The sequence below is a fragment of the Nocardia sp. NPDC050712 genome (genome assembly GCF_040654295.1).
Lineage (GTDB): Bacteria > Actinomycetota > Actinomycetes > Mycobacteriales > Mycobacteriaceae > Nocardia.
In genome coordinates, this window is sequence record NZ_JBFAHT010000001.1 from 1,448,897 (window position 1) to 1,471,852 (window position 22,956).

Sequence of the window (22,956 nt, forward strand, 5' to 3'; positions counted from 1 at the left end):
GAGTAGGGACAATTGCTCATATGTCCGACATAGACCCCCTGAGTGGGCAGATCGACGACCTCCAGGCAGCGCTACGGGGCGGTGGGCAGGGCACCGAGAGCCCGTATCTGAGCATGGAGATCACGTCGGACGGCGCTCTCCGCGCGGTCCACCTGACCGACTTCGGTCGCCAACTCGCTCCCGACGCCCTAGCCGCCGAAATCGTCCGCGTCCAATCCGCCGCCGTCGCCGAAACCCGCAAAGCGATCGCCGCCGCGATCGTCGCCATCGAGAACGACCCACGGTTGCGTGCACTCACCGAGCGCGGCACCGACGCTCTGAACCAACCGCTCCGAACATCGCCGCCGCCGGTGGTTGCACCGAACATGCCGGACTATCCACCAGCACCGCCACGGCCGGCTGCTGTACCGCCACCGGTCGAACCCATCGATCGACGCCAGCCGAGCGATGAGGAGGAAGAGGAGATGGACCGCTATTACCAGCGCAAATCCTGGCTGGAGTAGTGAAGTGGTGTTCGCCTCGGATTCGTGGGTGTCCGTCCTATCGAAACCTGCCCGAGGGCCGATTTTCGGAAGGGGAAACAACGCTGTGAAGGTGCGGCGCTGGTTGCCGGTCGGTATCGCGCTGTGCGCGCTGTTCACTCTGTCCACGGCCTGCTCCGAAGACGATTCCGAAAAACTGCGCAAGGTCTCCGAATGCGGGAACTTCGTTTTCCCGGACGACGTGAACCTGATCTGGTACCGCCGCGAGGTCATGACCGGGGACGCGATAGCGGAAGCTGTCGTCGACATCCCGGCTGCCGGAATCGAAGAGTTCAAACAGCGCTCCGTACTGTCGAAGTTCGACCCTGGCGTCCCGCCCAGGTGGCGCGAATCGTTCTGGCAGGGAAGCGGTCAAGACGATCTGCTGGCGAGCGAGGCCGGGAACATCCACCTGGTGGAGCCGAATCAGACACCACCACGCTGGGTTGTCCTGCACGACAACGGTTCCGACGCACGGGTGTTCGTCCGAGCTGCGTGCTGACCCCGCACTGCCTGGTCAGCGCCCCGCTCCCAACGATCTTGTAGTACAAGATATTTGGCCCTACCCCCAAACGCCGCAACGTCAAGGACTATCTTCTTCCGCATGGGCCGGCGTCATGGAGCGAGTGGGTTGGCAACTGACCAGACACTGTTGCATCGTTTCGTCATCGCGCAGTTGGCTGCGGCGGGGTTGGACCGCGATCGGCTGATTCGCGAGTGTGGGGTGCCGGCGTGGGCGTTGACCGGGCCCGGTGTCTATATGCCCAGTGAGACGTTCGGGCGGCTGTGGGAGGTCGCGGGGCGGTGGCTGGATGATCCGGCGGTGGCGTTGCGGATCGGGGCCAGGTACGAGTTCAAGGCGACGGGGCTGTTCGATTACCTGTTTTCCAGTGCGCCGACGGTGGGTGCGGGGCTGGCGACGTGTGGGCCGTATGTCAGCGCGGTGACCACGAATCATCGTTTCGATCTGGTGGACGCGGCGGGCGGCGGGGCGAAACTGAGTCTGGAGATGCTGGACGGGGAGGGGCGGGCGCGGGATCACACGCAGGTCTGGGGGCTGACGGCGGTGCTGACTCGGGCGCGTCGTTTGGTGGACGCGCCGCTGGATCCGGTGCGGGTTTCGTTGCGTCAGCGCGCACCCCGCAACCTCGATGCGTTCCGGGAGGTGTTCCCTGGCGCGCGTATCGATTTCGGCGCGGCGGAGGACGCGTTGACGTTCCGCGCCACCGATATGGATATTCCGCTCAGGACCGCGGATCCGGTGCTGGCCAGTGTGCTGCAACCGCTGGCCGCGGTGCTGCCGCCGCCACCGCCGGCGGCGTCGGCGTGGCCGGAGCGGGTCGCCGTCGCGATCGGTGAGGAGCTCGCGGCGGGGGAGGTGTCGTTGCAGGCGGTGGCGCGGCGGCTCATCACCAGTCCGCGCACCTTGCAGCGCCGCCTGGCGGAGTCGGGGACGACGTGGCGGCGGGAGCTGGATCGGGCGCGGTGCGCGCGGCTGACGCTGGCGACGGACGCGGGGCCGCTGAGCCGAGCCGATCAGGCGCGTCTGCTCGGGTACAGCGACAGCACGGGCTGGCGGCGAACCGCGTTGCGCTGGGCGGTGGCCACCGACGCGGCGTTCGCGCCGGGGCTGCCCTCAGAACTTCAGATGGCTGGCGGCGATGTTCCAGAAGGTGCTGCGTTCGAGCTGGCTGAAGTCCCAGCCCTCCACGATTGCGTGTGATTTGGCGACGATGCCGGGGATATCGAAGTCCGCGGCGGTTGCGGCGCCGGTGGACTCGAGAGCTGCGATGACAAAGCTGGTCGCGCTCTCACGCGTGCTGGACACAGCACCTCCAGGTGATCGTTGGGACCCCGACCTGACGACTTGCGGGCGCGTCCACGCGCCACGGCAACCTGGCGAGCCACACCCATCCCGGCCAGTCTGTGTCGTGGAGTGCTCGTCCACCTAGGGCGAAACGTGCCAAAGTCTGCGAAACATGCCTAACCGCGCGCCGATCGCGGTGAGCATCCGCGGCGCTGAATTCGTCCGGCTTTCGCGATATCGAGACGCGTTCGAAACCTGCCCGATCCCGGTGTAACGGGAGGTCGCGGTCCGCCGAATCCCTTGTCGCACGGCCGATGTGGGATGCCGTCGCAGGGGTCGCGGGTTGCCCCGATTTGCCATCGCGAGTGTTCGAAATCTAGAAGGGCTGCGTCGTTGATACTTGCCAAAGGCCAGAATGTCGCGCTTCCCGACGATGTCGAACGCGTCGACGTCGTGGTCGGGTGGGCCGAGTCGGAGATCGACGTGGACGCGTCCGCCTTGCTCCTGGGCGCGGACCGGAAAGTGCGGTCCGACAGCGATTTCGTCTTCTACAACCAGCCGGAGTCGACGGACGGCGCGGTGCGCTTCCTCGGGCAGAGCGCGCTCGAATCGGGCGCGCAGGCGCGGATCGCCATCGATCTGTCGGCCGTTCCCGCCGAGGTGCACGCGATAGCGTTCGCGGGCAGTGTCGGCGACGGCGCCTTCGGGCAGCTGGGCAAGATCGCGTTCTGTGTCGTCGACGGCGCCGGGCAGACCCTGGCCGAATACCTCACCGCGGACGCGACCACCGAGTCGGCATTCCTGTTCGGTGAGGTCTATCGCCGGGACGGGGTGTGGAAGGTCCGGGCGGTGGGGCAGGGCTGGGATTCCGGATTGGCGGGGCTGGCTACCGATTTCGGCGTCGACGTCGAGGACGAGGCCGCGCCCGCGGAGCCGGTGGTCCAGGAGGCGCCGAAGGAGCGCGCGCCGGCGCGCCGCCGCGGTGTGCGCACCAGCAAGCAGGTCGCGAAGAAGACGAAACCGATCGAGTTCAAGCTGGCCGAGCAGGACACCTGGCAGACCGCGCGGCTGTTCTCCGTGGTCGGCGTCGGGTCCGGTGAGGAGCAGGAGCGGCGCGCCACCTCCGCGCTGATCGCCACGATGCAGGCGGTGCGGCCGTTCGCGCGGGCGCTGTGTGCGCGAATGGGCGCTCCCGCCGGGGCTTTCGAGGGCTATGTCGAGGTGCAGTACGAGCGCGGGGAGTCGAAGGTCATTCCGGACGCCGTGCTGAAAGTGGTGCGCGGCAGCCGGGTGTGGACGGGGCTGCTCGAAATCAAGACGGGCAACGGCAAACTCCGGCGCGAGCAGCTCGAGAACTATCTCGACGTGGCGCGGAAGAAGAAGTACGACACGGTGATCAGCCTGTCGAACGACATCCCGGCGGGTCCCGGGGAGCTGCCGGTCGAGGTGGATCGCCGCAAACTCGCCAAGGTCGCGCTGCGGCACCTGTCCTGGGCGGAGGTGGCGCACGAGGCGCGAATGCTGCTGTCCCACGGCGGGATCGACACTGATCTGCACGCCTGGATCCTGGGTGAGTTCCTGCGCTATCTCGAGCATCCGCGCTCCGGCGCGGCCGAGTTCGACGATACGGGCCGGCACTGGGTCGCGGTTCGCGACGCGGTGACCGCGGGCACCCTGCGGGCCGGTGACGCGAAGGGGCTTTCGGTCGCCGAATCCTGGGTGTCGCTGTCCCGGCACCTGGCCTTGCGGCTGACCGCCGAACTCGGCGTGACGGTGAAACACGCGCTGCCCCGCAGGCATCGCGCGGATCCGGCGGCCCGCAACGCCGCCGTCGCGGAGCGGCTCGCGGCCGAGGGCACGTTCGAGGCGGTGCTCCAGATCCCGGACACCGCGGGTGATCTCGTGATCATCGCCGATATGCGGACCAATCGGGTGCGCTGCCGCACCACGCTCGAAGCGCCCAACGAGGGCACCTCCGGGCGCCGAGTGTCCTGGCTGCTCAAGCAACTTTCGGACGCACCGGGTGACGTGCAGGTCGAGGCGGTGTTCGCCGAGGCGGGCAACGAAGCCTGCGAACATCTCAGCACGGTGCGGGCGAATCCCAAGGCCCTGACCGCGGATCGGTCCGGCGCGATCGTGTCCTTCACCCTGGAGCGGGCGTTCCCGATGGGCAGCCGGCGCTCCGGCACCGCGGCCAGCTTCATCGCCAGTGTGACCGCGGCGACGGACGGTTTCTACGGAACGGTGGTGCAGCCGTTGCGCGGGTGGGTACCCGCCGCGCCGAAGCAGCCCGAGGCGGTGCAGCCCGAGCCGGGCGAGTAGCGGCGCGCTGCCCGCGTTTCCCCCCGCTTCCCGGGATAAGGTCGGCTGCCCTCATGGACAGCCGCATTCGATCGGGAGGAATTCGTGGACTGGGAGTCGTGGCAACAGAGTTGGGATCGGCAGCAGGAGCTGTATATGCCCGATCGCGAGGAGCGATTCCGGGTCATGCTCGATGTGGTCGAGGCGGCCGTGGGGCCGAATCCGCGGGTGCTCGATCTGGCGTGCGGCACCGGCAGTATCAGCCGGCGGCTGTTCGCGCGCCTGCCGCAGGCGAATTCGGTTGCGTTGGATATGGATCCGACGCTGATGGCGATCGCCGGGGGTTCGTTCGAGGGCGATCGGCGGATCACCTTCGTGACCGCGGATCTGTCGCAGCCGGGCTGGGCCGATGACCTGGCCGGCGAACCGTTCGACGCCGTGCTGACGGCCACTGCCCTGCACTGGATGCAGCCCGATCCGCTCGCGCGGCTCTATGCCGACCTGGCCAAGGTGGTGCGGCCCGGCGGGGTGTTCGTCAATGCCGATCACATGCCGGATCCGGAGACGCCGCTGCTCAACGCGATCGACGAGACGGCGCGGCGCGGATACGAGGCGCGTGCGCGGGCGGCCGGGGCGGTCGACTGGGAACAGTGGTGGGCGTTGGTCGCCGCCGACCCGCGGCTGAGTGCCGTCTACGCCGCCAGCCGGGCGATTCTCGACGACCACGTCAAAGGCGTGACCCATCCGGTCGCCTGGCACACCGAGAAACTGGCCGAGGCCGGATTCCCGGAAAGCGGAGTGGCGTGGCGGTCGGTCACCGATGCCGTGGTGGTCGCGATTCGGTGACGCCGGGCGACCTGACATACTGATTGCCAGTTATTAGCCATCGGTGGGTATTGGTCAGCATTCCCCGTCGGAAACCATGGGCGCAGTGCCCAGTCGATCGGGGGAATCCTATGCGAAGCGTCGTCCTTGTCCTGAGCGCCGCGATTGCGCTCTGCGGTATCGGTACCGCGTCCGCCGTGGAAAAGCCGGGAAGTCCGCAGGATCAGTTCGGTAATGCCATCGGCGACACCGGGCTCTGCTATCTCGACTACCGCCTCTGGGCCGAGACCGATCCGGCTCGGCCGGGCCGCATCGCCGTGCACGTGCAACCACTGGGCGTGCAGGGCGGCGCCACGGGATCCTCGGCCGAGTGCAAGCAGTGGGTGACGGTGCGCTGGTCCCGGGCCACCGACAACCTGCTGGACGGCGTGCGGATCGGTGAGCACAACGTCTTCCTGCGCGCTACCGGCGCACCGGGCGAGGTGATCTCGCTGGATCTGGCCACCGGCCCGGGCGTCGTCGGTATCAGCGCCTTCGTCCCCGGGCTGGTGGGCATCACCGGCTGGAACGGCGGGCATCCGCCGATGATCATGCACGACGTCCCCTAGCGAGAATTCGGCGAAGTAGCGCTGGCCAGCGTGTCGACGCAGTTCGTTACCGACCGGCCAGTACTGTCCGCGCCATGCGTCGAGTGCTGCTCGTCCTGTCTGCCGCGATCATGGTCGCGGGCGCCGTCGAGACGCCCGCCCAAGCCGATCCCGGGAGGTGGCAGCGGGCGCTGGACGAGATCGTCGCGCTGGGCGCCGCCGGGGTGCAGGCGCACGTGCAGACGCCGGCGGGTACGTGGGACGGGCAGGCCGGGGTGGTGCAACTCGGGCGGCCCGAACCGGTGCCCGCCGGCGGGCGATTCCGGATCGGCAGTATCACCAAGACCATCACCGCGACCGCGCTGCTGCAACTGGTCGGTGACGGGCGAATCGGGCTGGACGACCCGGTGGCGCGGTGGCTGCCCGAATTCGGCGTCGATCCGCGCATCACCGTGCGCATGATTCTCGGGCAGACCAGCGGGTTGCTCGATTACCTCAACGGCGGCGCGGGTCACCCGCCGCTGGTGGGGGATTCGGTCGCCGATATCCGGCGCGATTGGCAACCGGCGGAATTCGTGCGCTGGGCGACCGGGAAGCCGCTGATGTTCGCGCCCGGCAACGGCTGGGCCTATTCCAACACCAATTACATCGTCGCCGGGATGCTGATCGAACGGGTGTCGGGGCTGCCCTATCACTTCCACGTCTACACCCGGATCACCTTGCCGCTGCTCATGCTTCGCACCGGCGTGCCGAATACCTTCGACCGCATTCTCGGCCCGCACGCGCACGGCTATTACGACTACGGCGGCGGGCTGATCGACGTCACCGATCAGAATCCGTCGTATGTCTGGGCGGCGGGCGGCATCGTCTCCTCCACCGGGGATCTGTACACCTTCCTGAGCGGTTTGCTGGACGGACGCTTGCTGCCACCGCACCTGCTGAACGAGATGCGCGCGTTCCGGCACGTGAACGATTCCTACGATTACGGTCTCGGCCTCTACGAGTTCCGGCTGGACGACCACGGTTGCGCCGGCTACGGGCACAACGGATACGTCAACGGCTTCGGTTCGCTCGCGCTGCGCAGCCCCGACGGGCGCTACGGAATCACGCTGTCGGTCACCGAGTCCGCCGACAATCGCTACACCGCCGCGTTGGACCGCTTCGTCGAAACGGTCATGTGCACGCCGTGACGCTCTAGCGCGCGTCCGCGCCTTCCTGTCGGTCCCTGCTGCCAGACTCGCGGCATGCGATGGGCGGTGGCGGAGACGGACGGGGGCGGCGCACGGCTGTGCCCGCTCGATCCGGACGGGCGGCCCGCGGGGCCGGTGCTGCACGAGCCCTCGCTCGCCGCCGCGGTGCGGGCCCGTCCCGAGGTCGAGCGCTGGGTGTGGCGCTCGACCGGCGAGAGTTACCGGCGGGCGCTGGCGGCCGGGGTGCGGGTGGAGCGCTGCTACGACGTGGAGGCGGCGGAGTCGCTGCTGATCGGTCATGAGGAAGGGCAGTCCGGGCAGCCGCGTTCGCTGGTCGCCGCCTGGGCCCGGCTGAACAATCTGCCGGTTCCGGCGGACGCGCCCGCCCGGGCCGCCGAGACGCAGCCGTCGCTGTTCGAGTCCGGTCCCGCGCCGCTGCCAGGTGGCGTCGACGAGCTGACGGCGCTGCTGGCGGTCTACGCGGATCAGGTGGCGCGCACGGCGAAGACGGAATATCCCGAGCGCATGCGGTTGCTGCTGGCCGCCGAGTCGGCGGGCATGCTGGTGGCCGCCGAGATGGGGCGAGCCGGGATTCCGTGGCGCGCCGACGTGCACCGGGACCTGCTGGAAAGCCTGCTGGGCGAACGTATCGCGGGCGGTGAACCGCGGCGCATGGTGGAGCTGGCCGACGAGGTGTCGCGCGCCTTCGGCCCGAACGTGCGCGTGCGGCCCGATCTGCCGGCCGAGATCATCAAAGCCTTCGGGCGCGCGGGGATCCTGCTGACCTCTACCCGGAAATGGGAATTGCAGGAGATCGATCACCCGGCCGTCGCTCCCTTACTGGCCTACAAATCGCTCTACCGCCTCTACACCGCCAACGGCTGGTCCTGGCTCGAGCAATGGGTGCACGAGGGCCGCTTCCGCCCCGAATACCAGCCCGGCGGCACCGTGACCGGGCGGTGGACCACCAATGGCGGTGGCGCCCTGCAGATTCCGAAGGTGGTCCGGCAGGCGATCCGCGCCGATCCGGGCTGGCGCCTGGTGGTGGCCGACGCCGACCAGATGGAACCGCGGGTACTCGCCGCGATCTCCCGCGATCCCGGGCTGATGGAGGTGGCCGGGCGCGGTGAGGATCTGTACGCCGACCTCGCGGCCCGCGCCTTCGGCGGTGACCGCGCCCAGGCGAAGCTCGCGATGCTGGGCGCCATCTACGGCCAGACCTCCGGCGACGCGCTCACCCACATGGCCGAACTGCGCCGCCGCTACCCGGCCGCGATGGGCTACGTCGACGAGGCGGCCACCGCGGGCGAGCAGGGCCGGCTGGTGCGCACCTGGCTCGGGCGCACCAGCCCGCCCGGCGCGGTCGCCGCCCCCGACCAGGAGACCTCCGGCGCCTACGGCAGCAGCACCCCGAGTGCCCGGGCCCGCGGCCGCTTCACCCGCAACTTCGTCGTCCAGGGCAGCGCGGCCGAGTGGGCGCTGCTGGTCCTCGCGGGCCTGCGCAACGCGATGACCGGTGCGGGCCTGCGCGCCGAGCTCGTCTTCTTCCAGCACGACGAGGTCATCGTGCACTGCCCGGCGGACGAGGCCGACACCGTCGCCGCCCTGATCGCCACCGCCGGGGACACCGCGGGCCGAATCGCCTTCGGCTCCACCCCGGTTCGCTTTCCCCTGACCACCGCGGTGGTCGAATGCTACGGCGACGCCAAATGAAGCTGGGGAGTAGCCGAAAGACGCTCGTACACAACGGATTCGGCCGTACCATGGAGGGGTGGAGGAAGGCGTCCCACCCCGGGCGGAGGAGGCCGCGCCTTCGAACGGGGGTAGCCGGGCCGTGGGTTTCGCGCGGCGCGCCAAACCTTTCGGCGGCTGGCTGGCGGCCATCGCCGCCGGTGTCGCGGCGACGGTGATCGCGGCGGTGCTGATGCCGTCCGACTCCGAGCGCAAGCCCGATCCGCAAGCGCGGCCGTTCACCATCGTCTCCGAGTCGCGGCGCCCGAGCGGGGTCGGCTGGATGACCGCGCAACCGGTCGAAAAGGCCGGAGTCCTCCCGGTTTTCACCGGCGACTGGGACGACCTGGACGAGCAGTGGAAGCGCTGGGTCGACCAAACGGAGGCCGTGCCCGCGATCGCGTTGAATGTCGATTTCACGGTGCAGGGCACCTCGGAGGCCGAGGTGACGCTGACCGGTCTGGTGGTCCGGGTCACCGCGCGCCGCCCGGCCTTCGCCGGGGTGCACGTCGTCGATATGGGCGCCGGGGACACGCCCTACCGCTATGTGTCCGCCGACCTCGATACCGATCCGCCGACGCTCAGCGATTTCTTCGATCCGAGCTTCGGGAGCCGCGTCCCGGCCAACCAGTTGCGGCCGATCCAATTCCCCTACCAGGTGAAGATCTCCGACGCGGAGAGTTTCGAGGTGTACGTCCGGACCCAGCTGTGTGACTGCGAGTTCGTCATCGACCTCACCTGGATCGCGCTGGGCCGCAAGGGCACGGCCACCATCGACGACGCGGGCAAGCCGTTCCGCGTCGCGGGCACCTCGGCGGCCGTGCACTTCTGCTCGGCTCTGCCGTACCCGGGGTTCGAAAATAGTTGCCGCCCGGCCTGAAATCAGCGGATAACGGCCCCCGGGCGGGGAATATCGAACATAGTGGTCCCGATCGGCGTGGTGGCCGGCGGTGAAGTAGAGGTGAGCGCGATGCCGAAGCAGCCCCGGGTAATGGTGCGAATGTGGCGGTTACGGCCGTGGAGCACCAATCCACTGATGCGCGCGTCGGATCGGTGCGAAGTCCTGGTCCGGCTCTTGGCGGCGCTCGCGGTACTGGCCGCGGTGCCGCTGGCCGGGGCCGCCGGCACCGCGGCCTATTCCGCCGCCGCGACCCGCCTCGGCGCGGAGAACGCCACCAAGGTCGCGGTGACCGCCGTCATCGTCCAGCCGCCGCAGCAGGTGGCGGCGCGGCTGAACCAGTCCGGGGCGAGCCTGGACGTCTTCACCGCGCCGGTGCGCTGGACCTGGCAGGACCGCTCGGGCACCGCCACCATCGGGGTTCCCGGGTCGGGCGTGCCCGGCGACGAGGTGCGGATCTGGCTCGGGCCGGACGGCAATCCCGCCGACGCGCCGCTGCCCACCTCCGCCGCCGCCTCCGAGGGCATCGCGGCGGGCCTGATGGTGCTGTGTGTGACCTGGGCCGGCGCCCTGGCCCTGGTCTGCCTCACCACCTGGTCGGTGGGCGCGCGCCGGGCCGCGCACTGGGCCCGCGAGTGGCGCGCGATCGATCATCGGATCGGCGGTGAGGACCGCCGCTAGCGCGGCCCTCGGACGGCGACGCCTCCCTGGCGAAATGTGACCTGCGACCTCACCGGTGGGTGGCGGGCCACGGTGAATTCATGCCGCTGATTAGCATCGATGGCGCGAACATATCGACGAACCCGAGGATCTGTGTTGACTACCGAACAGCTCGATCGCTGGAACGCTCAAGAAGCCGCCGCGGAGGCGATGATTCCCCTCATCGGCACGTTGTACCGGCAGAAGGGTGTGACGATCCTGCTGCACAGCCGGCCACTGGTGAACAAGTCGGTGATCAGCATCCTGCGCACGCACCGGTTCGCGCGCCAGATCGAGGGTGAAGAGCTGTCGGTGGACGAGACCCTGCCCTTCCTGCAGGTGCTCGGCGAGCTGGATCTGGGTCCCTGCAAGATCGACCTCGCGCTGCTGGCCATGGGCTACCGCGCCGACGATCGCGATCTGTCGGTCCGCGAGTACGCCGAGACGGTGCTCTCGGAGGTGCTCGACGGCAACAAGGCACAGTCCGCGGGTCCGCGCGATGTCGTGCTCTACGGCTTCGGCCGGATCGGCCGCCTGGTCACCCGCCTGCTCATCGAGAAGGCCGGCTCGGGCAACGGCCTGACCCTGCGCGCGGTGGTGCTGCGCCGCGGCGGCGAGGACGACCTGATCAAGCGCGCGTCGCTGCTGCGCCGGGATTCGGTGCACGGCAAGTTCAACGGCACCATCAAGGTCGACGTCGAGAACGAGACGATCACCGCCAACGGCAACGTGATCAAGTTCATCTACAGCAACGACCCCACCGCGATCGACTACACCGAGTACGGGATCAAGGACGCGATCCTGGTCGACAACACCGGCAAGTGGCGCGATCGCGCGGGCCTGGAGCAGCATCTGCGCCCCGGTATCGCCAAGGTGGTCCTGACCGCCCCGGGCAAGGGCGACGTCCCCAATATCGTGCACGGCGTCAACCACCGCGATCAGGATCTGACCCAGCAGATCTTCTCCTGCGCGTCTTGCACCACCAACGCGATCGTGCCGCCGCTCAAGGCGATGGAGGACGAGTACGGCATCGTGCGCGGGCACGTGGAGACGGTGCACTCGTTCACCAACGATCAGAATCTGCTCGACAACTACCACGCCGCCGATCGCCGCGGCCGGTCCGCGCCGTTCAACCTGGTGCTCACCGAGACCGGCGCCGCGTCCGCGGTGGCCAAGGCGATGCCGGACTTCAAGGCCAAGATCACGGGTAACTCGATTCGCGTGCCCACCCCGGATGTCTCGGTCGCGATCCTGAACCTGCAGCTGAAGCAGGAGACCACGCGGGCCGACGTGCTGGCCTACCTGCGTCAGGTGTCGCTGGCGGGTCCGCTGAGCCGCAACCTGGACTACACCGCCGCCACCGACGTGGTCTCCAGCGACTTCATCGGCTCGCGCGCCGCGTCGATCATCGACGCCAACGCCACCATCGTCGAGGGCGACACCGCGATCCTCTACGTCTGGTACGACAACGAATTCGGCTACTCCTGCCAGGTGGTGCGCACCGTGCAGTTCATCTCGGGCATCGAGTACCCGACCTACCCGCGGCTGGATCGCATCGCCGAGGACCGGGTACTGACCGGCGCGGTGTAACCCACCCCGGATTCCAGGCCCCCTGCCCGCGCGGCAGGGGGCCTTTTTATCGAGTGGCCCGCGCCACAGTGCGAATCTCTCGTTATGGCAGCACAACTCGGGTCGAGGTCACCGTTTCATCAGGAAACAAGAACGCCAGCAATTTTCGGGAACACCTAGTTCAGCCGGGCTCGCCCCGGAGGCGCGAAAATTAAGAAGTTCTATTATGCGCAGAGCAACGGCGCTCTTCGCCGCATTCCTGTTGGCCTTCCTCCTATCCCTTACCGACGCCGCGATGCCCGAGGCGAACGCCGACCCCTGCACGGGGGAGTGGGCTATCGGCATCGGCGGTCTGGGTGACAACACATCGTCGGTGTTCGTCCCCTTCGTGCATCAACCCGTCGGCTACAACTCGGCCGACGCGATGTCCGGTCTGAACGAACTCAACCGGTTGTTCTGGTCGCATCGGAATCAGTGCCCGGGTGACCACATCAGGCTGATCGGGCACAGCCAGGGCGCGGCAATCGTGCACGCCTGGGTTTCCGCTAATCAGTACGCCGACAACGCCAATGCCATTCTCCTGTCGGATCCCAAGCGCGCTCCCGGGCCCGGTTGGGGCGGTCTGGCCTCGACGCCCGGCAGCGGGCTCGTCGGCTATCCGCTGGCCGGCGTTGACGATTGGTTCGGCCCCTTCCCGACACTGACCGTGTGCAACCGTGACGACCAGATCTGCGATACCTCCGCAGGCTGGTGGGGTTACCTCTTCGGCGGTGCGCACAGCCGATACGATTTCAACGTATGGAATTACGGCTCTTGGGATTCCGGGGTCTGGTACCGGTAGCCGGTGTGCCGATGGGGATCAGTACCCGTGCGGAACCGGTCCCCATTGACTGAACCCGTGCCCCATCGAGGTGCACACGGCCACCTCTTTGAAAGTGATCTGGCAGGTGGCCCCGGCATGGGTGATCGAATAGCGCGGATCGTGGTCGGTGACGGCCACGATCGGCGCCAAGGGGGGATTTCCGCCCGGCAGCGTGTGGCTGCCGTTGGAGTTCCACTGCGGGCGGGCCGGCGTTGCCGCGGAATCGATGATGATGGCGGGCACGTTCGGCACCGATACCTGCATTCCGGCGTACAGCACATTCATGGATGCCGCCGGAACGGCCAGATCGCAGCCCACCGCGCCGTTCCCGGCGATCGAGCAGTTCCAGCCGCCCATCGCGAAATACACAGTGTCCCCGGCGGCTTGCGCGGCGCCCACCGCGAAGAGGCTCGCGACTATCCCGATAATTGCCCCGCAAATCTGTGCGACGGCCCCCTGTATACCCCTGGACACCGGAATCTCCCTCTGCCGAAAATAGGTATTCGGCGTGGTCGGCTACAGAGAGAAATTATCACTTTACGGCGCAAAAGTAATAGAGCTGTCCAGGGTCCTATCCACGATTACGGGCTCCGCTCTTGACACTTTGTGACCGATCGGTTGCAATGTTGTCTGTGAGCTACGACACGATCATCAAGGGCGGCCGCTGGTTCGACGGCGCCGGTTCCCCCTCCGCCGTCCGTCATCTGGGTTTGCGGGGAGATCGTGTCGTCACGGTCTCGGCGACGCCGCTCGACGAAGCGGAGTGCCCGAATGTGCTGGACGCCCAAGGCAAATGGGTGCTGCCGGGCATGCTGGACATCCACACCCACTACGACGTCGAGGTGCTGAAGGAGCCCGCCCTCGGCGAGTCCGTGCGGCACGGCATGACCACCATCGTGCTGGGTTCGTGCTCGCTGTCGACGGTGCACGTCGGGCCGACCGACTCCGGTGACCTGTTCGGTCGCGTGGAGGCGATCCCGCGGCCGCACGTGATCGGCACCGTCGAGGAGGTGAAGTCCTGGAGCACCGCCGGTGAGTACGTCGAGGCGCTGGAGCGCCTGCCGCTGGGGCCGAATCTGGTTGCCATGATCGGGCATTCGGACATCCGCACCGCGACCATGGGCCTGGAGCGCGCGACCCGCAAGGACGTGCGGCCCACAGCCGCCGAGCAGGCGCAGATGGAGGCCTGGCTCACCGAGGCACTCGACGCCGGGTTCGTCGGCATGTCGGCCCAGCAGCTGCTGTTCGACAAGCTCGACGGCGAGGTCGCCCGCTCGCGGACCCTGCCCTCCACCTACGCCGGATGGCGAGAACGGCGGCGGCTCAACGCGATTCTGCGCCGGCGCGGGCGGCTGCTACAGGGCGGGCCCGACATCAAGAACCCGCCCCGGCTGGCCGCCATGATCTTCGCCAGCGCGGGCCTGTTCCGCAAACGGCTGAAGACCACGCTGATCTCGGCCGCCGACCTCAAGGCGAGCCCGCTCATCGTCTACCTGATGAGCGGCCTGGCCCGCGCGGCCAACGCCCTCAACGGCGATTTCCGCTGGCAGCACCTGCCGGTGCCGTTCGAGGTCTACGCCGACGGCATCGACCTGGTCATCTTCGAGGAATTCGGTTCCGGCGCCGCGGCGCTGCACCTGGCCGACCAGGTCGAGCGCAACGCGCTGATGGCCGATCAGGCCTACCGCCGGCGCTTCCGCAAGGACTACGACGCGAAGTTCGGGATCCGGGTCTGGCACCGGGACTTCTTCGACGCCGAGATCGTCGACTGCCCGGACGCGAGCGTCCTTGGCAAGACCTTCGGCCAGGTCGGGGTGGCGCGGGGCGGTGTGCACCCGGTGGACGCCTTCCTGGATCTGGTGGTCGAGCACGGCACCAAGATGCGCTGGCGCACCACCATTTCCAACCACCGGCCCGACATCCTGAACAAGCTCAGCGTGAATCCCGGTGTGCAGCTCGGCTTCTCCGACGCGGGCGCGCATCTGCGCAACATGGCCTTCTACAACTTCGGGCTGCGTTTCCTGCGGCGCGTGCATCACGCCGAACAGGCCGGAGTCCCGTTCATGACACTGGAACACGCGGTGCACCGGGTGACCGGCGAGCTGGCCGACTGGTACGGCGTGGACGCGGGCCATCTGCGCGAAGGCGACCGGGCCGACCTCGTCGTCATCGATCCCGCGGGCCTGGACGACTCGCTGGACGCCTACGCCGAATCCCCGGTCGCCATGTACGGCAACCTGCCTCGTATGGTCAACCGGAACGACAAAGCCGTCTCGGCCGTGTTCGTCGGTGGCCAGTACGTGTTCGGCGACGGTCGACCCGCCGAGGTGCTCGGCGTCCGGCGCACCGGCCGCTTCCTGCGAGCCGGAGGGTAAGTGACCACAGCGCGACGAACGCAAGCCGAGCGCAGCGCCGCCACCATCGCCAAACTGATCGACGCCACCATCGAGGCGATCGAGCAGGTCGGCTACCACAGCACCTCCCTGGGCGAGGTCAGTAGCCGCGCGGGCGTTTCCAAGGCGGCCATCTTCCGGCACTTCGACTCGCGCATGGATCTGGTGGTGGCGGCGGCCGGCGAGGTCAGCCGCCGGCACCTGGCCGTGGTCGCCGCGCTGCGGATTCCCGAAACCATCACGCATCCGGTCGATCTGGCGGCGCTCATGCGGGTGGCGCGCCAGCAGATCCGCAGCGATATCAACACCGTCTGGCTGGAACTGCTCGTCGCCGCGCGCACCGAACCCGAGCTCCGGGTCCGGATCGCGCCGGTGCTGCGGGAGCTCTACGACGAATTGGAGGAGCTCGCCGTCGACGTGCTGACCCCCGAGGTGCCCCCGGAGGCGGCGCGGCTGCTGGTCACCTCGCTGATCCACATGTTCGACGGCGAGGCGATCCTGCGCACCACCTACCCGCGCCCGGAACTCGAGGACGCGCGCATCGAGCACGTCGCCGCCGCGTTCCGGGCGCTGACGGGACCTACAGACCCCGGCCGATGATCAGCTTCATGATCTCGTTGGTGCCGCCGTAGATCTTCTGGATGCGCGAATCGGTGTACATCCGCGAGATCGGATACTCCTCCATGTAGCCGTAGCCGCCGAACAGCTGCAGGCACTCGTCCACGACCTTGCACTGCTGCTCGGTCAGCCACCACTTGGCCTTGGCCGCGGTGGGGATATCCAGTTCGCCGCGTTGGTGTTTGGCGACGCAGTCGTCCAGGAAGGCCCAGGACACCGTCTTGATGGTGTCGGCCTCGGCGAGGGTGAACTGGGTGTTCTGGAAGTTGAAGATCGGCTTGCCGAACGCCTCGCGGTCCTTGGTGTAGGCCAGGGTCAGCTCGACGGAGGTCTCGATGGTGGCCGCGGCCGCGACCGCGAGGATCAGCCGTTCCTGCGGCAGCTGCTGCATGAGCTGGATGAAGCCCTGCCCTTCCGCGCCACCGAGCAGGTTCGACTTGGGCACCCGCACCTCGTCGAAGAACAGCTCACAGGTGTCCTGGCCGTGCTGGCCGATCTTGCGCAGGTTGCGGCCGCGCCGGAAGCCCTCGCGGTCGGTCTCCACCACGATCAGCGAGACGGTGTCGGCGCCCTTGCCCTCGGAGGTCTTGGCGGCCACGATCACCAGGTCGGCGAGCAGGCCGTTGGAGATGAAGGTCTTGGCGCCGCTGATCACGTACTCGTCGCCGTCGGCGACCGCCTTGGTCTTGATGTTCTGCAGGTCGGACCCGGTGCCGGGTTCGGTCATGCCGATGGCGCCGACGATCTCGCCGGAGGCCATCTTCGGCAGCCAGGCCTGCTTCTGCGCTTCGGTGCCGTAGCCGTTGATGTAGTGCGCGATGATCGTGCTGTGCACCGGGTTGCCCAGGCTGGGCGCCAGCGCGCGGACCTGCTCGATCGCCACCACGGCCTCGTGCCGGAAGTCGCCGCCACCGCCGCCGTACTCCTCGGGGATGCTCAGGCACAGCAGGCCGAGCTCGCCGGCCCGGTTCCAGACCTCGCGGTCCACGTGCTGCTGCTGACCCCAGCGTTCTTCGTGGGGCGCGCACTCCTTGTCGAAGAACCGGCGCGCGAGATCGGCCAGAGCGTCCAGGTCGTCGTTCATCCAGGACGAGCGGTGGGCCACGGGAACTCCTTCGTTCGAAAAACAGGCTGCCTCCCGACGGTAGGGCGTGGCGGGGCCCGGGCCGATGACCGTGCCGATCAGATCGTTGACCGGACCGCTCGAGTTGGCCCGAATTCACCGCTGATAGGACCCGGGTGCGCTACCGGTCCAGCGCCGGAAGGCCCGGGAGAACGCGCTGGCCTCGGAGAAACCGAGCCGCCGGGCCAGGGCGGCCACCGTCTCCTCGCCGCGCACCAGGCCGGCGATGGCCGCGTCGCGCAGGATCTGTTCGCGAATCCGGCGCAGCGAGACGCCCTCGTCGCCGAGTTTGCGGCGCAGCGTCTGCGGGCTCATGGCCAGCTCGGCGGCGATGTCCTCGACGCTGGGCCAGGTGCCGTCGAGCCCGCGTTCGAGGATGGTGCGGACCCGCCCGGCGACCGACAGCGCGAACTCGCGCCGGCCCATCACGCCCGCCGGTGCGTTGCTCAGGAAGAGCATCAGGTCCTTCTCGTCCCGCACCAGCGGCGCGTCGAACACCGTCGCGGTGAAGATCAGCGCGGGCGCGGGAGCCTCGAAAACCACTGGCGCGCCGAACATCTGGTCGTAGTCGTCGAGTCCGGGTATCGCCGAGTACGGCACCTCGACCCGGCGCAGTGGCAGCCATTTCGCGGCCGCCCAGCAGGCGAAGCGGTGGCACGCGGCCAGCATGGTGTCGATGGGCAGCGCGACCGGCGCCACCACGTCGCTGATGTCGAAGGACAGCCGCACCTCCTCGCCGACATCGCGGACCGACACCGGCGGCACACCGGGCAGCGAGCGCTGAAAGTTGGCGTAGCGCTGGGCCGCCGCCCGCGCGGTCGGCGCACCGAGCAGCCCGAAGCACACCAGGCGGAAGGTGCCGAGCGGGACCGGTTGCAGCCCCAGCCCGAGCAATTCGTCCCCGGTCTCGCGCCAGAGCCACTGCACCAGCCGCACGGCCTGCTCGAGGGTGACCCGGGAACCGCCCTGTGCCAGCAACTCCGGTGCGACACCGGCGTCGGCGAGCGCGGCGGTGATGTCCCAGCCCTTGCTCGTGGCGACCTCGATCAGGCCCTGCACGCGCTGGATCGGCAGCGTGTACTCGACGTCGGCGGGTGCGGGTGACACACGCCTGACCCTATACAGCGCCGCCGAAACCCCGGTTTACCGGTGCCCGGCCGCGCCGAACCAGCGCGGCAGGTGCGCCAGCAGATCCTGTTGCTCGCTGCCGACCCATGCCACATGGCCGTCCGGGCGCAGCAGCACGGCCGGCGCCGCCAGCTCCGTACTGATATCGACGACGTGGTCGATCCGATCCGACCAGCCCGGCACCGACAGCTGCCCGGTCTGGTCGAGCAGCAGTCCCCGGCCCTCGTGCATCAGGTCGTAGAGGCCGCCGCTCTTCAGCGGCAGGTCGCGCAACCGGCGGCCGAGCAGCGGGTCACCGTCGCCGAAGTCGTAGCGGATGCCGATCGCGGTGATCTTCTCGATCAGATACCGGTTGACCTCCTCGAAGTCCATCAGCTGCGCGAACAGCCTGCGCACCGCCTGCGGGCCCGGCTCCAGCAGCATCAACTGCATCTGCGCGCGCGTGTTGTCCAGCACGTCGGCGGCGACCGGGGTCCCGTTCGGTGTGATAGCTGTCCAGCAGGTCCGCCGGGGCCCAGCCCGCCAGCTCGGCCGCCAGTTTCCAGCCCAGGTTGAACGCGTCCTGGATGCCGAGGTTGAGGCCCTGCCCGCCCAGCGGCGGGTGCACGTGGGCCGCGTCGCCCGCCAGCAGTACCCGGCCGACCCGGTAGCGGTCGGCCTGGCGGGTGGCGTCGCCGAAACGGGACAGCCAGCGCGGCGAATGCGGGCCGAGGTCGACGCCGGCCGTCGCCCGCAGCTGCCGAGTGAACTCCTCGAAATCCGGTGCGACGGAACGGTCGTCGGCGACACCCTCGGCGGGCACCACGATGCGGTAGCCGCCGTCGGCGAGCGGACCCGCGCCGAATCGCAACTGGGTCTTGCGGACCTCGGTGTTGACGGCGGTGATCGTCTCCGCGTCCGCGGTCAGTTCCATCTCGCCCAGCAGCGTGTCCACCCGGCTCGATTCGCCGGGGAACCCGACGCCGAGCAGCTTGCGGACCGCGCTGCGGCCACCGTCGCAGCCGACCAGATAGCGTGCGCGCAACCGGGTGCCGTCGGCCAGCTCGACGGTCACGCCGTGCTCGTCCTGTGCCAGCCCGACGAGTTCACACCCGTGCCGCAACTCGGCGCCGACCTCGACGGCGTGCTCGTAGAGCAGGCGATCGGTGATGTTCTGCGGAATGCCCAGCAGGTATTCGTGCGCGGTGTCCAGCCCCTCGGGCGTCGGCTTGATGATCCCGGCGAAGGAGCCGCGGATCGGGTACCGCTGGCCGTGGGCGAGGAAACGCTCCAGCAGGCCACGCTGATCCAGGATTTCGATACTGCGGGCGTGCAGCCCGAGCCCGCGCACGATCTTGGTCGGCTCGGCCTCCTTCTCCAGCACCACCACGTGCACATCGTGCAGGCGCAACTCGGCCGCCAGCATCGATCCGGTCGGACCGCCACCGGCAATGATCACGTCGATCATGAAACCCCCATTCCCTCGCGGACCCACGTTTTCGCAGGTTATCGGCTTCGGCGGACGATTGTGCGCCATCCCCGGGGGCTTGCCGCAAGCCCCCGGGTGCGATATACGTTGGAGTGGGGGAGGGAGAGTGCGGCCATATTTCAGGCGTCGAGCGCCGCGCTGATCTTGCGAGTCATCTCGGCCAGGGCCGGGCCGGGCTGCGCCTTGTGCGCCTGGGTGGACGCTTCGACGGCAATGAGAACGGTGCGGCGGAAGTTGTCGGCCTCGGCCGGGTCCTGCTGCTCGAGCAGGGCCACCGCGGCGGTCAGCGCCGGCAGCACCTGATCGGCGATCCCGGCGACGGACTTACCGGTCAGCTTCATGCCCTTCGGTCGTTCGGCCAGCACATGCCCGACCGCACCGGTCGCGGAGCTCAAGGCGATGGACCCGTTGGTGGCGGCCTTGTGCGCCGAGGGCGCCCCCGCGGCCGAGATCAGCGAGATGGCGCCGTGCGCGGCGGTCCACAGAGTGAGCTTGTCCTGGGTGGAGAGGGTGATCGACATGATGTTCGCTCCTTGGTGAGGGGGTCCGCGGTGTCGCTGACGAGAACTACCTTCGCGGCCCGCCCTGACACCGCCCTGTCACGGCGCTGACTCCACCGCTGACATCGTGTACGGCCCGAAATCCGGATGACATCGCCCCGATCCGGCCGCTACCGTCGCCGGGTGAATCGCCAGTGGATCCTCATCGAACGACCGACCGGCCTGGTCGGCGACAACAACTTCGAGCTCAGAACCACCCCGATCCCGCAACCCGGTCCCGGTGAGGCGCTCGTCCGGGTGGTCTGGCTGGCGTTCGATCCGACCCAGCGCGGCTGGCTCAACGACGGGCCGAACTACCTGGATCCGGTGCCGGTCGGCGCGGTCATGCGCGCCGGCGGCGTCGGGCAGGTGGTGGCCTCCCACAGCGCGGAATACGCGGTGGGGGACTGGGTGTGCGGGATGGTCGGCTGGCAGGAGTACGCGATCGCCGCGGGCCAGGGCCTGCTGGGGCTGAACGTCGTCCCGCCCGGCATCGACCCGAAGGCCATGCTCGGCGTCTTCGGGGCGACCGGGCTGACGGCCTACTTCGGCATGACCGATATCGGCAGGCCCGCCCCCGGCGAGACCGTGGTCGTCTCCGGCGCCGCGGGCGCCACCGGCTCGGTGGCCGGTCAGATCGCGAAAGCGCTGGGATGCCGGGTGATCGGGATCGCGGGCGGCGCCGCCAAGTGCGCCTGGGTGACCGAGGTCGCCCGTTTCGACGCGTGCGTCGACTACAAGTCCGACGACGTCGCGTCCCGGTTACGCGAGCTGGCGCCGGACGGCATCGATGTGTTCTTCGACAATGTCGGCGGCCCCATTCTCGATGCCGCGCTGGCGAATATCGCCGAACGCGCCCGAATCGTGGTCTGCGGCGGCATTTCTTCGGGCTACGCCGCCGGTGACCCGCCGCCGGGCCCGCGAAACTATATGCAGCTGGGCCTGAAGCGAGCTCGCATGGAGGGTTTCATCTTCCTGGATTACCTCGACCGATTCCCGGAAGCCTTCGGTCGCCTGCACGACTGGCTGACCAACGGCGACATCGTGTACGCCGAAGACATCCGGGCGGGCCTGGAACTCGCACCGGCTCTCCTGCGGGGCCTCTTCGAAGGACGCAACCTCGGTAAGCAGTTGCTCCGCATCGCGTCCCCCGAGTGAGATCAGCGCGGAGGCTGATTCATGTCCCGGTTCATGGTGGGGAGTTCGATGCTGATCGGCAGGCGTAGTTCGGCCAGGTAGATCAGGGCGGCTTGGCGCAGGAATTCGTCGAAGAGCCAGTAGGCGTCCGGGGCCAGCGGGACGACGGGCAGCAGGCCCTCGCGCACGGCGATGAACGGGCCCCAGCTCAGGCGCAGCAGCGGATCCCAGACCGGTTCGCGGGGGATGGACAGGCCGTCGGCGATGGGGTCGCCGAGCAGGAAGCGGGTGAACGCGCCCAGCACCGGTTTGGTGAGGATCGCGAGGTCGAGCTGGTTGCCCAGGCGCAGTAGCCGGTCGGCGAGTTTCGCGCCCTCGGGCGTCGCGGCCAGGATGGGGTCGAGCACCTGTGCCGCTTGGGAATCGGCTTCGGGCCAGGTCGCGGGGATGTACTCGTCGCGGACGCCGAGCATGTGCGCGGCCACCTGCCAGGAGTGCAGGAATCCGTCGGATTCGTGCGCCGGGATCGGCACCCGCCAGGCGGTGAGATGTTTCATCACGGTGGTGGGCAGGCTGTGCCAGGTGACCATGATGTCGTTCTGGCTGATCGGGATCTGCTCCTCGGCCACGTAGACCCAGTGCGGCGACTGCGGCAGCAGATGCCGGACCGCGGCGTGCACCAGCCGGGTCTTGACGCAGGTCACCACCATTTCCCCGTCGGGGCCGTAGGCGTTGTGCGTACCGATGTCGTAGCCGAGTTTCGCGGTCTTGGAGATCCGGTCCTTCAGGTCGTGGCCGCCCTTGGAGTAGTAGACCGAGCGGGCCTCCTTGGGAATGACGGTGCTCATCATGCCGCTGGCCAGCCCGTACAGGACGCCGAGGTAGAGGCCGCGCTTCTTGTTGAAGTCGACCGCGGCGCGCAGCTTGCCCTGGTCCGCCCACTGCGGCAGCCGCCGGGCGTATTCCATGAAGTCGCGCAACTCGTCGGGCAGTCCGGCGGGCAGCGCCTGGCCGTTCCTGGTCCAGGTGCGCAGCAGCTCGTTGACCCGCGGCGCTTCGCCGCGGTCGAGCAGCCCGGCCACCACCGGATCCGCCTCGGGGTCCCACATCGTCAGGGGATCGGCGCCGGCGCCGTCGCCGGCCACCGACCCCTGCGGGGACCAGGTCCACGGTTCGGCCCGGGCGGGCGTGACGGCGGCGAGGGTGCCGAGTGCGCCGAGCGCTCCGCCTACTTTGAACGCGTTGCGTCTGCTGACTGGATCCATTGTCGCCACTCCTCATCGAGCGCTGCCGCCATGAGGTCTCGGACGGGGTGCCTCATGTGCGAAGAATGATTAGTAACTTAGCGTGCGATTGGACAGCTGTCCGGCGTTTCTGGAATTTTCGTGTCAACCACGCTGGAGGTGGTCGAAATACCATGAGCAACATCGATTACCGGGACGTTTGCAGCGGCCGACGGCTAGTCGAGTTAGCTATGTGCTCGTGTTCAACCCTGACTCGACCGCTAAGAATGTATGGACACTTACTTCTCGACACGAGCACACGCGATCCGGTAATGAA

20 protein-coding genes and 1 pseudogene are annotated in these 22,956 nt (G+C 68.5%); 15 read left to right on the forward strand and 6 right to left on the reverse strand.

What is annotated here, in order from left to right:
• The first annotated feature begins 113 nt into the window (after positions 1-113).
• The 12 genes from AB0H76_RS06970 (at position 114) to AB0H76_RS07025 (ending at position 12,969) form a co-directional block, all read left to right on the forward strand.
• Complete coding sequence (locus AB0H76_RS06970) at positions 114-503, forward strand: hypothetical protein (RefSeq protein WP_357318449.1); 390 nt, start codon at positions 114-116, stop codon at positions 501-503.
• Between the two features lie 85 nt (positions 504-588).
• Complete coding sequence (locus AB0H76_RS06975; RefSeq protein ID WP_357318451.1) at positions 589-1,023, forward strand: hypothetical protein; 435 nt, start codon at positions 589-591, stop codon at positions 1,021-1,023.
• A gap of 102 nt (positions 1,024-1,125) precedes the next feature.
• Positions 1,126-2,244 (forward strand): AraC family transcriptional regulator ligand-binding domain-containing protein, encoded by a 1,119-nt coding sequence (locus AB0H76_RS06980; protein ID WP_357318454.1) that lies wholly within the window; start codon positions 1,126-1,128, stop codon positions 2,242-2,244.
• A gap of 477 nt (positions 2,245-2,721) precedes the next feature.
• Complete coding sequence (locus AB0H76_RS06985; protein WP_357318457.1) at positions 2,722-4,650, forward strand: TerD family protein; 1,929 nt, start codon at positions 2,722-2,724, stop codon at positions 4,648-4,650.
• A 135-nt stretch (positions 4,651-4,785) separates the two neighbouring features.
• The gene (locus AB0H76_RS06990) at positions 4,786-5,475 is read left to right on the forward strand and encodes a class I SAM-dependent methyltransferase (RefSeq protein WP_357318460.1); all 690 of its coding nucleotides are present in this window, start codon (positions 4,786-4,788) and stop codon (positions 5,473-5,475) included.
• 110 nt (positions 5,476-5,585) lie between these two features.
• Positions 5,586-6,062, forward strand: a complete 477-nt coding sequence (locus AB0H76_RS06995; protein WP_357318463.1) for a hypothetical protein — start codon at positions 5,586-5,588, stop codon at positions 6,060-6,062.
• Positions 6,063-6,136: 74 nt separating this feature from the next.
• The gene (locus AB0H76_RS07000) at positions 6,137-7,231 is read left to right on the forward strand and encodes a serine hydrolase domain-containing protein (protein WP_357318466.1); all 1,095 of its coding nucleotides are present in this window, start codon (positions 6,137-6,139) and stop codon (positions 7,229-7,231) included.
• A 54-nt stretch (positions 7,232-7,285) separates the two neighbouring features.
• Entirely contained in the window at positions 7,286-8,944 is a 1,659-nt protein-coding gene (locus AB0H76_RS07005) for a bifunctional 3'-5' exonuclease/DNA polymerase (protein WP_357318469.1), read from the forward strand.
• A gap of 58 nt (positions 8,945-9,002) precedes the next feature.
• Positions 9,003-9,842 (forward strand): hypothetical protein, encoded by an 840-nt coding sequence (locus tag AB0H76_RS07010; protein ID WP_357318471.1) that lies wholly within the window; start codon positions 9,003-9,005, stop codon positions 9,840-9,842.
• Positions 9,843-9,932: 90 nt separating this feature from the next.
• Positions 9,933-10,541: a hypothetical protein gene (locus AB0H76_RS07015; RefSeq protein WP_357318474.1), complete on the forward strand. Its 609-nt coding sequence runs from the start codon at positions 9,933-9,935 to the stop codon at positions 10,539-10,541.
• Positions 10,542-10,676: 135 nt separating this feature from the next.
• The gene (locus AB0H76_RS07020) at positions 10,677-12,149 is read left to right on the forward strand and encodes a glyceraldehyde-3-phosphate dehydrogenase (RefSeq protein WP_357318477.1); all 1,473 of its coding nucleotides are present in this window, start codon (positions 10,677-10,679) and stop codon (positions 12,147-12,149) included.
• A gap of 205 nt (positions 12,150-12,354) precedes the next feature.
• Positions 12,355-12,969, forward strand: a complete 615-nt coding sequence (locus tag AB0H76_RS07025) for a cutinase family protein (protein WP_357318480.1) — start codon at positions 12,355-12,357, stop codon at positions 12,967-12,969.
• Between the two features lie 18 nt (positions 12,970-12,987).
• Here the strand turns inward: AB0H76_RS07025 and AB0H76_RS07030 are convergent, their stop codons facing one another.
• On the reverse strand, positions 12,988-13,389 hold the full coding sequence (locus tag AB0H76_RS07030; protein ID WP_357318482.1) for a hypothetical protein: 402 nt from the start codon (positions 13,387-13,389) through the stop codon (positions 12,988-12,990).
• Positions 13,390-13,622: 233 nt separating this feature from the next.
• Between AB0H76_RS07030 and AB0H76_RS07035 the strand changes: the two genes are divergently transcribed.
• A complete protein-coding gene (locus tag AB0H76_RS07035) occupies positions 13,623-15,365 on the forward strand; it encodes a hypothetical protein (protein WP_357318485.1) in 1,743 nt (580 codons plus the stop codon).
• Positions 15,366-15,983: a TetR/AcrR family transcriptional regulator gene (locus AB0H76_RS07040; RefSeq protein ID WP_357318488.1), complete on the forward strand. Its 618-nt coding sequence runs from the start codon at positions 15,366-15,368 to the stop codon at positions 15,981-15,983.
• On the opposite strand, the gene AB0H76_RS07045 is transcribed toward AB0H76_RS07040, so the two are convergent.
• The 4 genes and pseudogenes from AB0H76_RS07045 to AB0H76_RS07060 form a co-directional block, all read right to left on the reverse strand.
• Positions 15,964-17,106 carry an acyl-CoA dehydrogenase family protein gene (locus AB0H76_RS07045; RefSeq protein WP_357318490.1) on the reverse strand — a complete coding sequence of 381 codons (1,143 nt, stop codon included), beginning with the start codon at positions 17,104-17,106 and terminating at the stop codon, positions 15,964-15,966. The genes AB0H76_RS07040 and AB0H76_RS07045 overlap by 20 nt on opposite strands.
• Positions 17,107-17,220: 114 nt before the next feature.
• Positions 17,221-18,231 carry an AraC family transcriptional regulator gene (locus AB0H76_RS07050; RefSeq protein ID WP_357318493.1) on the reverse strand — a complete coding sequence of 337 codons (1,011 nt, stop codon included), beginning with the start codon at positions 18,229-18,231 and terminating at the stop codon, positions 17,221-17,223.
• Positions 18,232-18,267: 36 nt separating this feature from the next.
• Positions 18,268-19,699: pseudogene (gene rox / locus AB0H76_RS07055) on the reverse strand (rifampin monooxygenase).
• Between the two features lie 140 nt (positions 19,700-19,839).
• Complete coding sequence (locus AB0H76_RS07060; protein ID WP_357318496.1) at positions 19,840-20,241, reverse strand: hypothetical protein; 402 nt, start codon at positions 20,239-20,241, stop codon at positions 19,840-19,842.
• 126 nt (positions 20,242-20,367) lie between these two features.
• Between AB0H76_RS07060 and AB0H76_RS07065 the strand changes: the two genes are divergently transcribed.
• The gene (locus AB0H76_RS07065; RefSeq protein WP_357318499.1) at positions 20,368-21,417 is read left to right on the forward strand and encodes an NADP-dependent oxidoreductase; all 1,050 of its coding nucleotides are present in this window, start codon (positions 20,368-20,370) and stop codon (positions 21,415-21,417) included.
• A gap of 2 nt (positions 21,418-21,419) precedes the next feature.
• Here the strand turns inward: AB0H76_RS07065 and AB0H76_RS07070 are convergent, their stop codons facing one another.
• Positions 21,420-22,661: an oxygenase MpaB family protein gene (locus tag AB0H76_RS07070; protein ID WP_357318502.1), complete on the reverse strand. Its 1,242-nt coding sequence runs from the start codon at positions 22,659-22,661 to the stop codon at positions 21,420-21,422.
• Positions 22,662-22,956: the final 295 nt, after the last annotated feature.

What these genes read in the sequence shown, in the direction of transcription:
- AB0H76_RS06970 (WP_357318449.1), top strand. Translation starts at nt 114, where the DNA reads ATGGAGATCACGTCGGACGGCGCTCTCCGCGCGGTCCACCTGACCGAC.
- AB0H76_RS07065 (WP_357318499.1), top strand. Translation starts at nt 20,368, where the DNA reads ATGACATCGCCCCGATCCGGCCGCTACCGTCGCCGGGTGAATCGCCAG.
- AB0H76_RS07060 (WP_357318496.1), bottom strand. Translation starts at nt 20,241, where the DNA reads ATGTCGATCACCCTCTCCACCCAGGACAAGCTCACTCTGTGGACCGCC.
- AB0H76_RS06995 (WP_357318463.1), top strand. Translation starts at nt 5,586, where the DNA reads ATGCGAAGCGTCGTCCTTGTCCTGAGCGCCGCGATTGCGCTCTGCGGT.
- AB0H76_RS07025 (WP_357318480.1), top strand. Translation starts at nt 12,355, where the DNA reads ATGCGCAGAGCAACGGCGCTCTTCGCCGCATTCCTGTTGGCCTTCCTC.
- AB0H76_RS06980 (WP_357318454.1), top strand. Translation starts at nt 1,126, where the DNA reads ATGGGCCGGCGTCATGGAGCGAGTGGGTTGGCAACTGACCAGACACTG.
- AB0H76_RS06990 (WP_357318460.1), top strand. Translation starts at nt 4,786, where the DNA reads ATGCCCGATCGCGAGGAGCGATTCCGGGTCATGCTCGATGTGGTCGAG.
- AB0H76_RS07000 (WP_357318466.1), top strand. Translation starts at nt 6,137, where the DNA reads ATGCGTCGAGTGCTGCTCGTCCTGTCTGCCGCGATCATGGTCGCGGGC.
- AB0H76_RS07015 (WP_357318474.1), top strand. Translation starts at nt 9,933, where the DNA reads ATGCCGAAGCAGCCCCGGGTAATGGTGCGAATGTGGCGGTTACGGCCG.
- AB0H76_RS07005 (WP_357318469.1), top strand. Translation starts at nt 7,286, where the DNA reads ATGCGATGGGCGGTGGCGGAGACGGACGGGGGCGGCGCACGGCTGTGC.
- AB0H76_RS07070 (WP_357318502.1), bottom strand. Translation starts at nt 22,661, where the DNA reads ATGGATCCAGTCAGCAGACGCAACGCGTTCAAAGTAGGCGGAGCGCTC.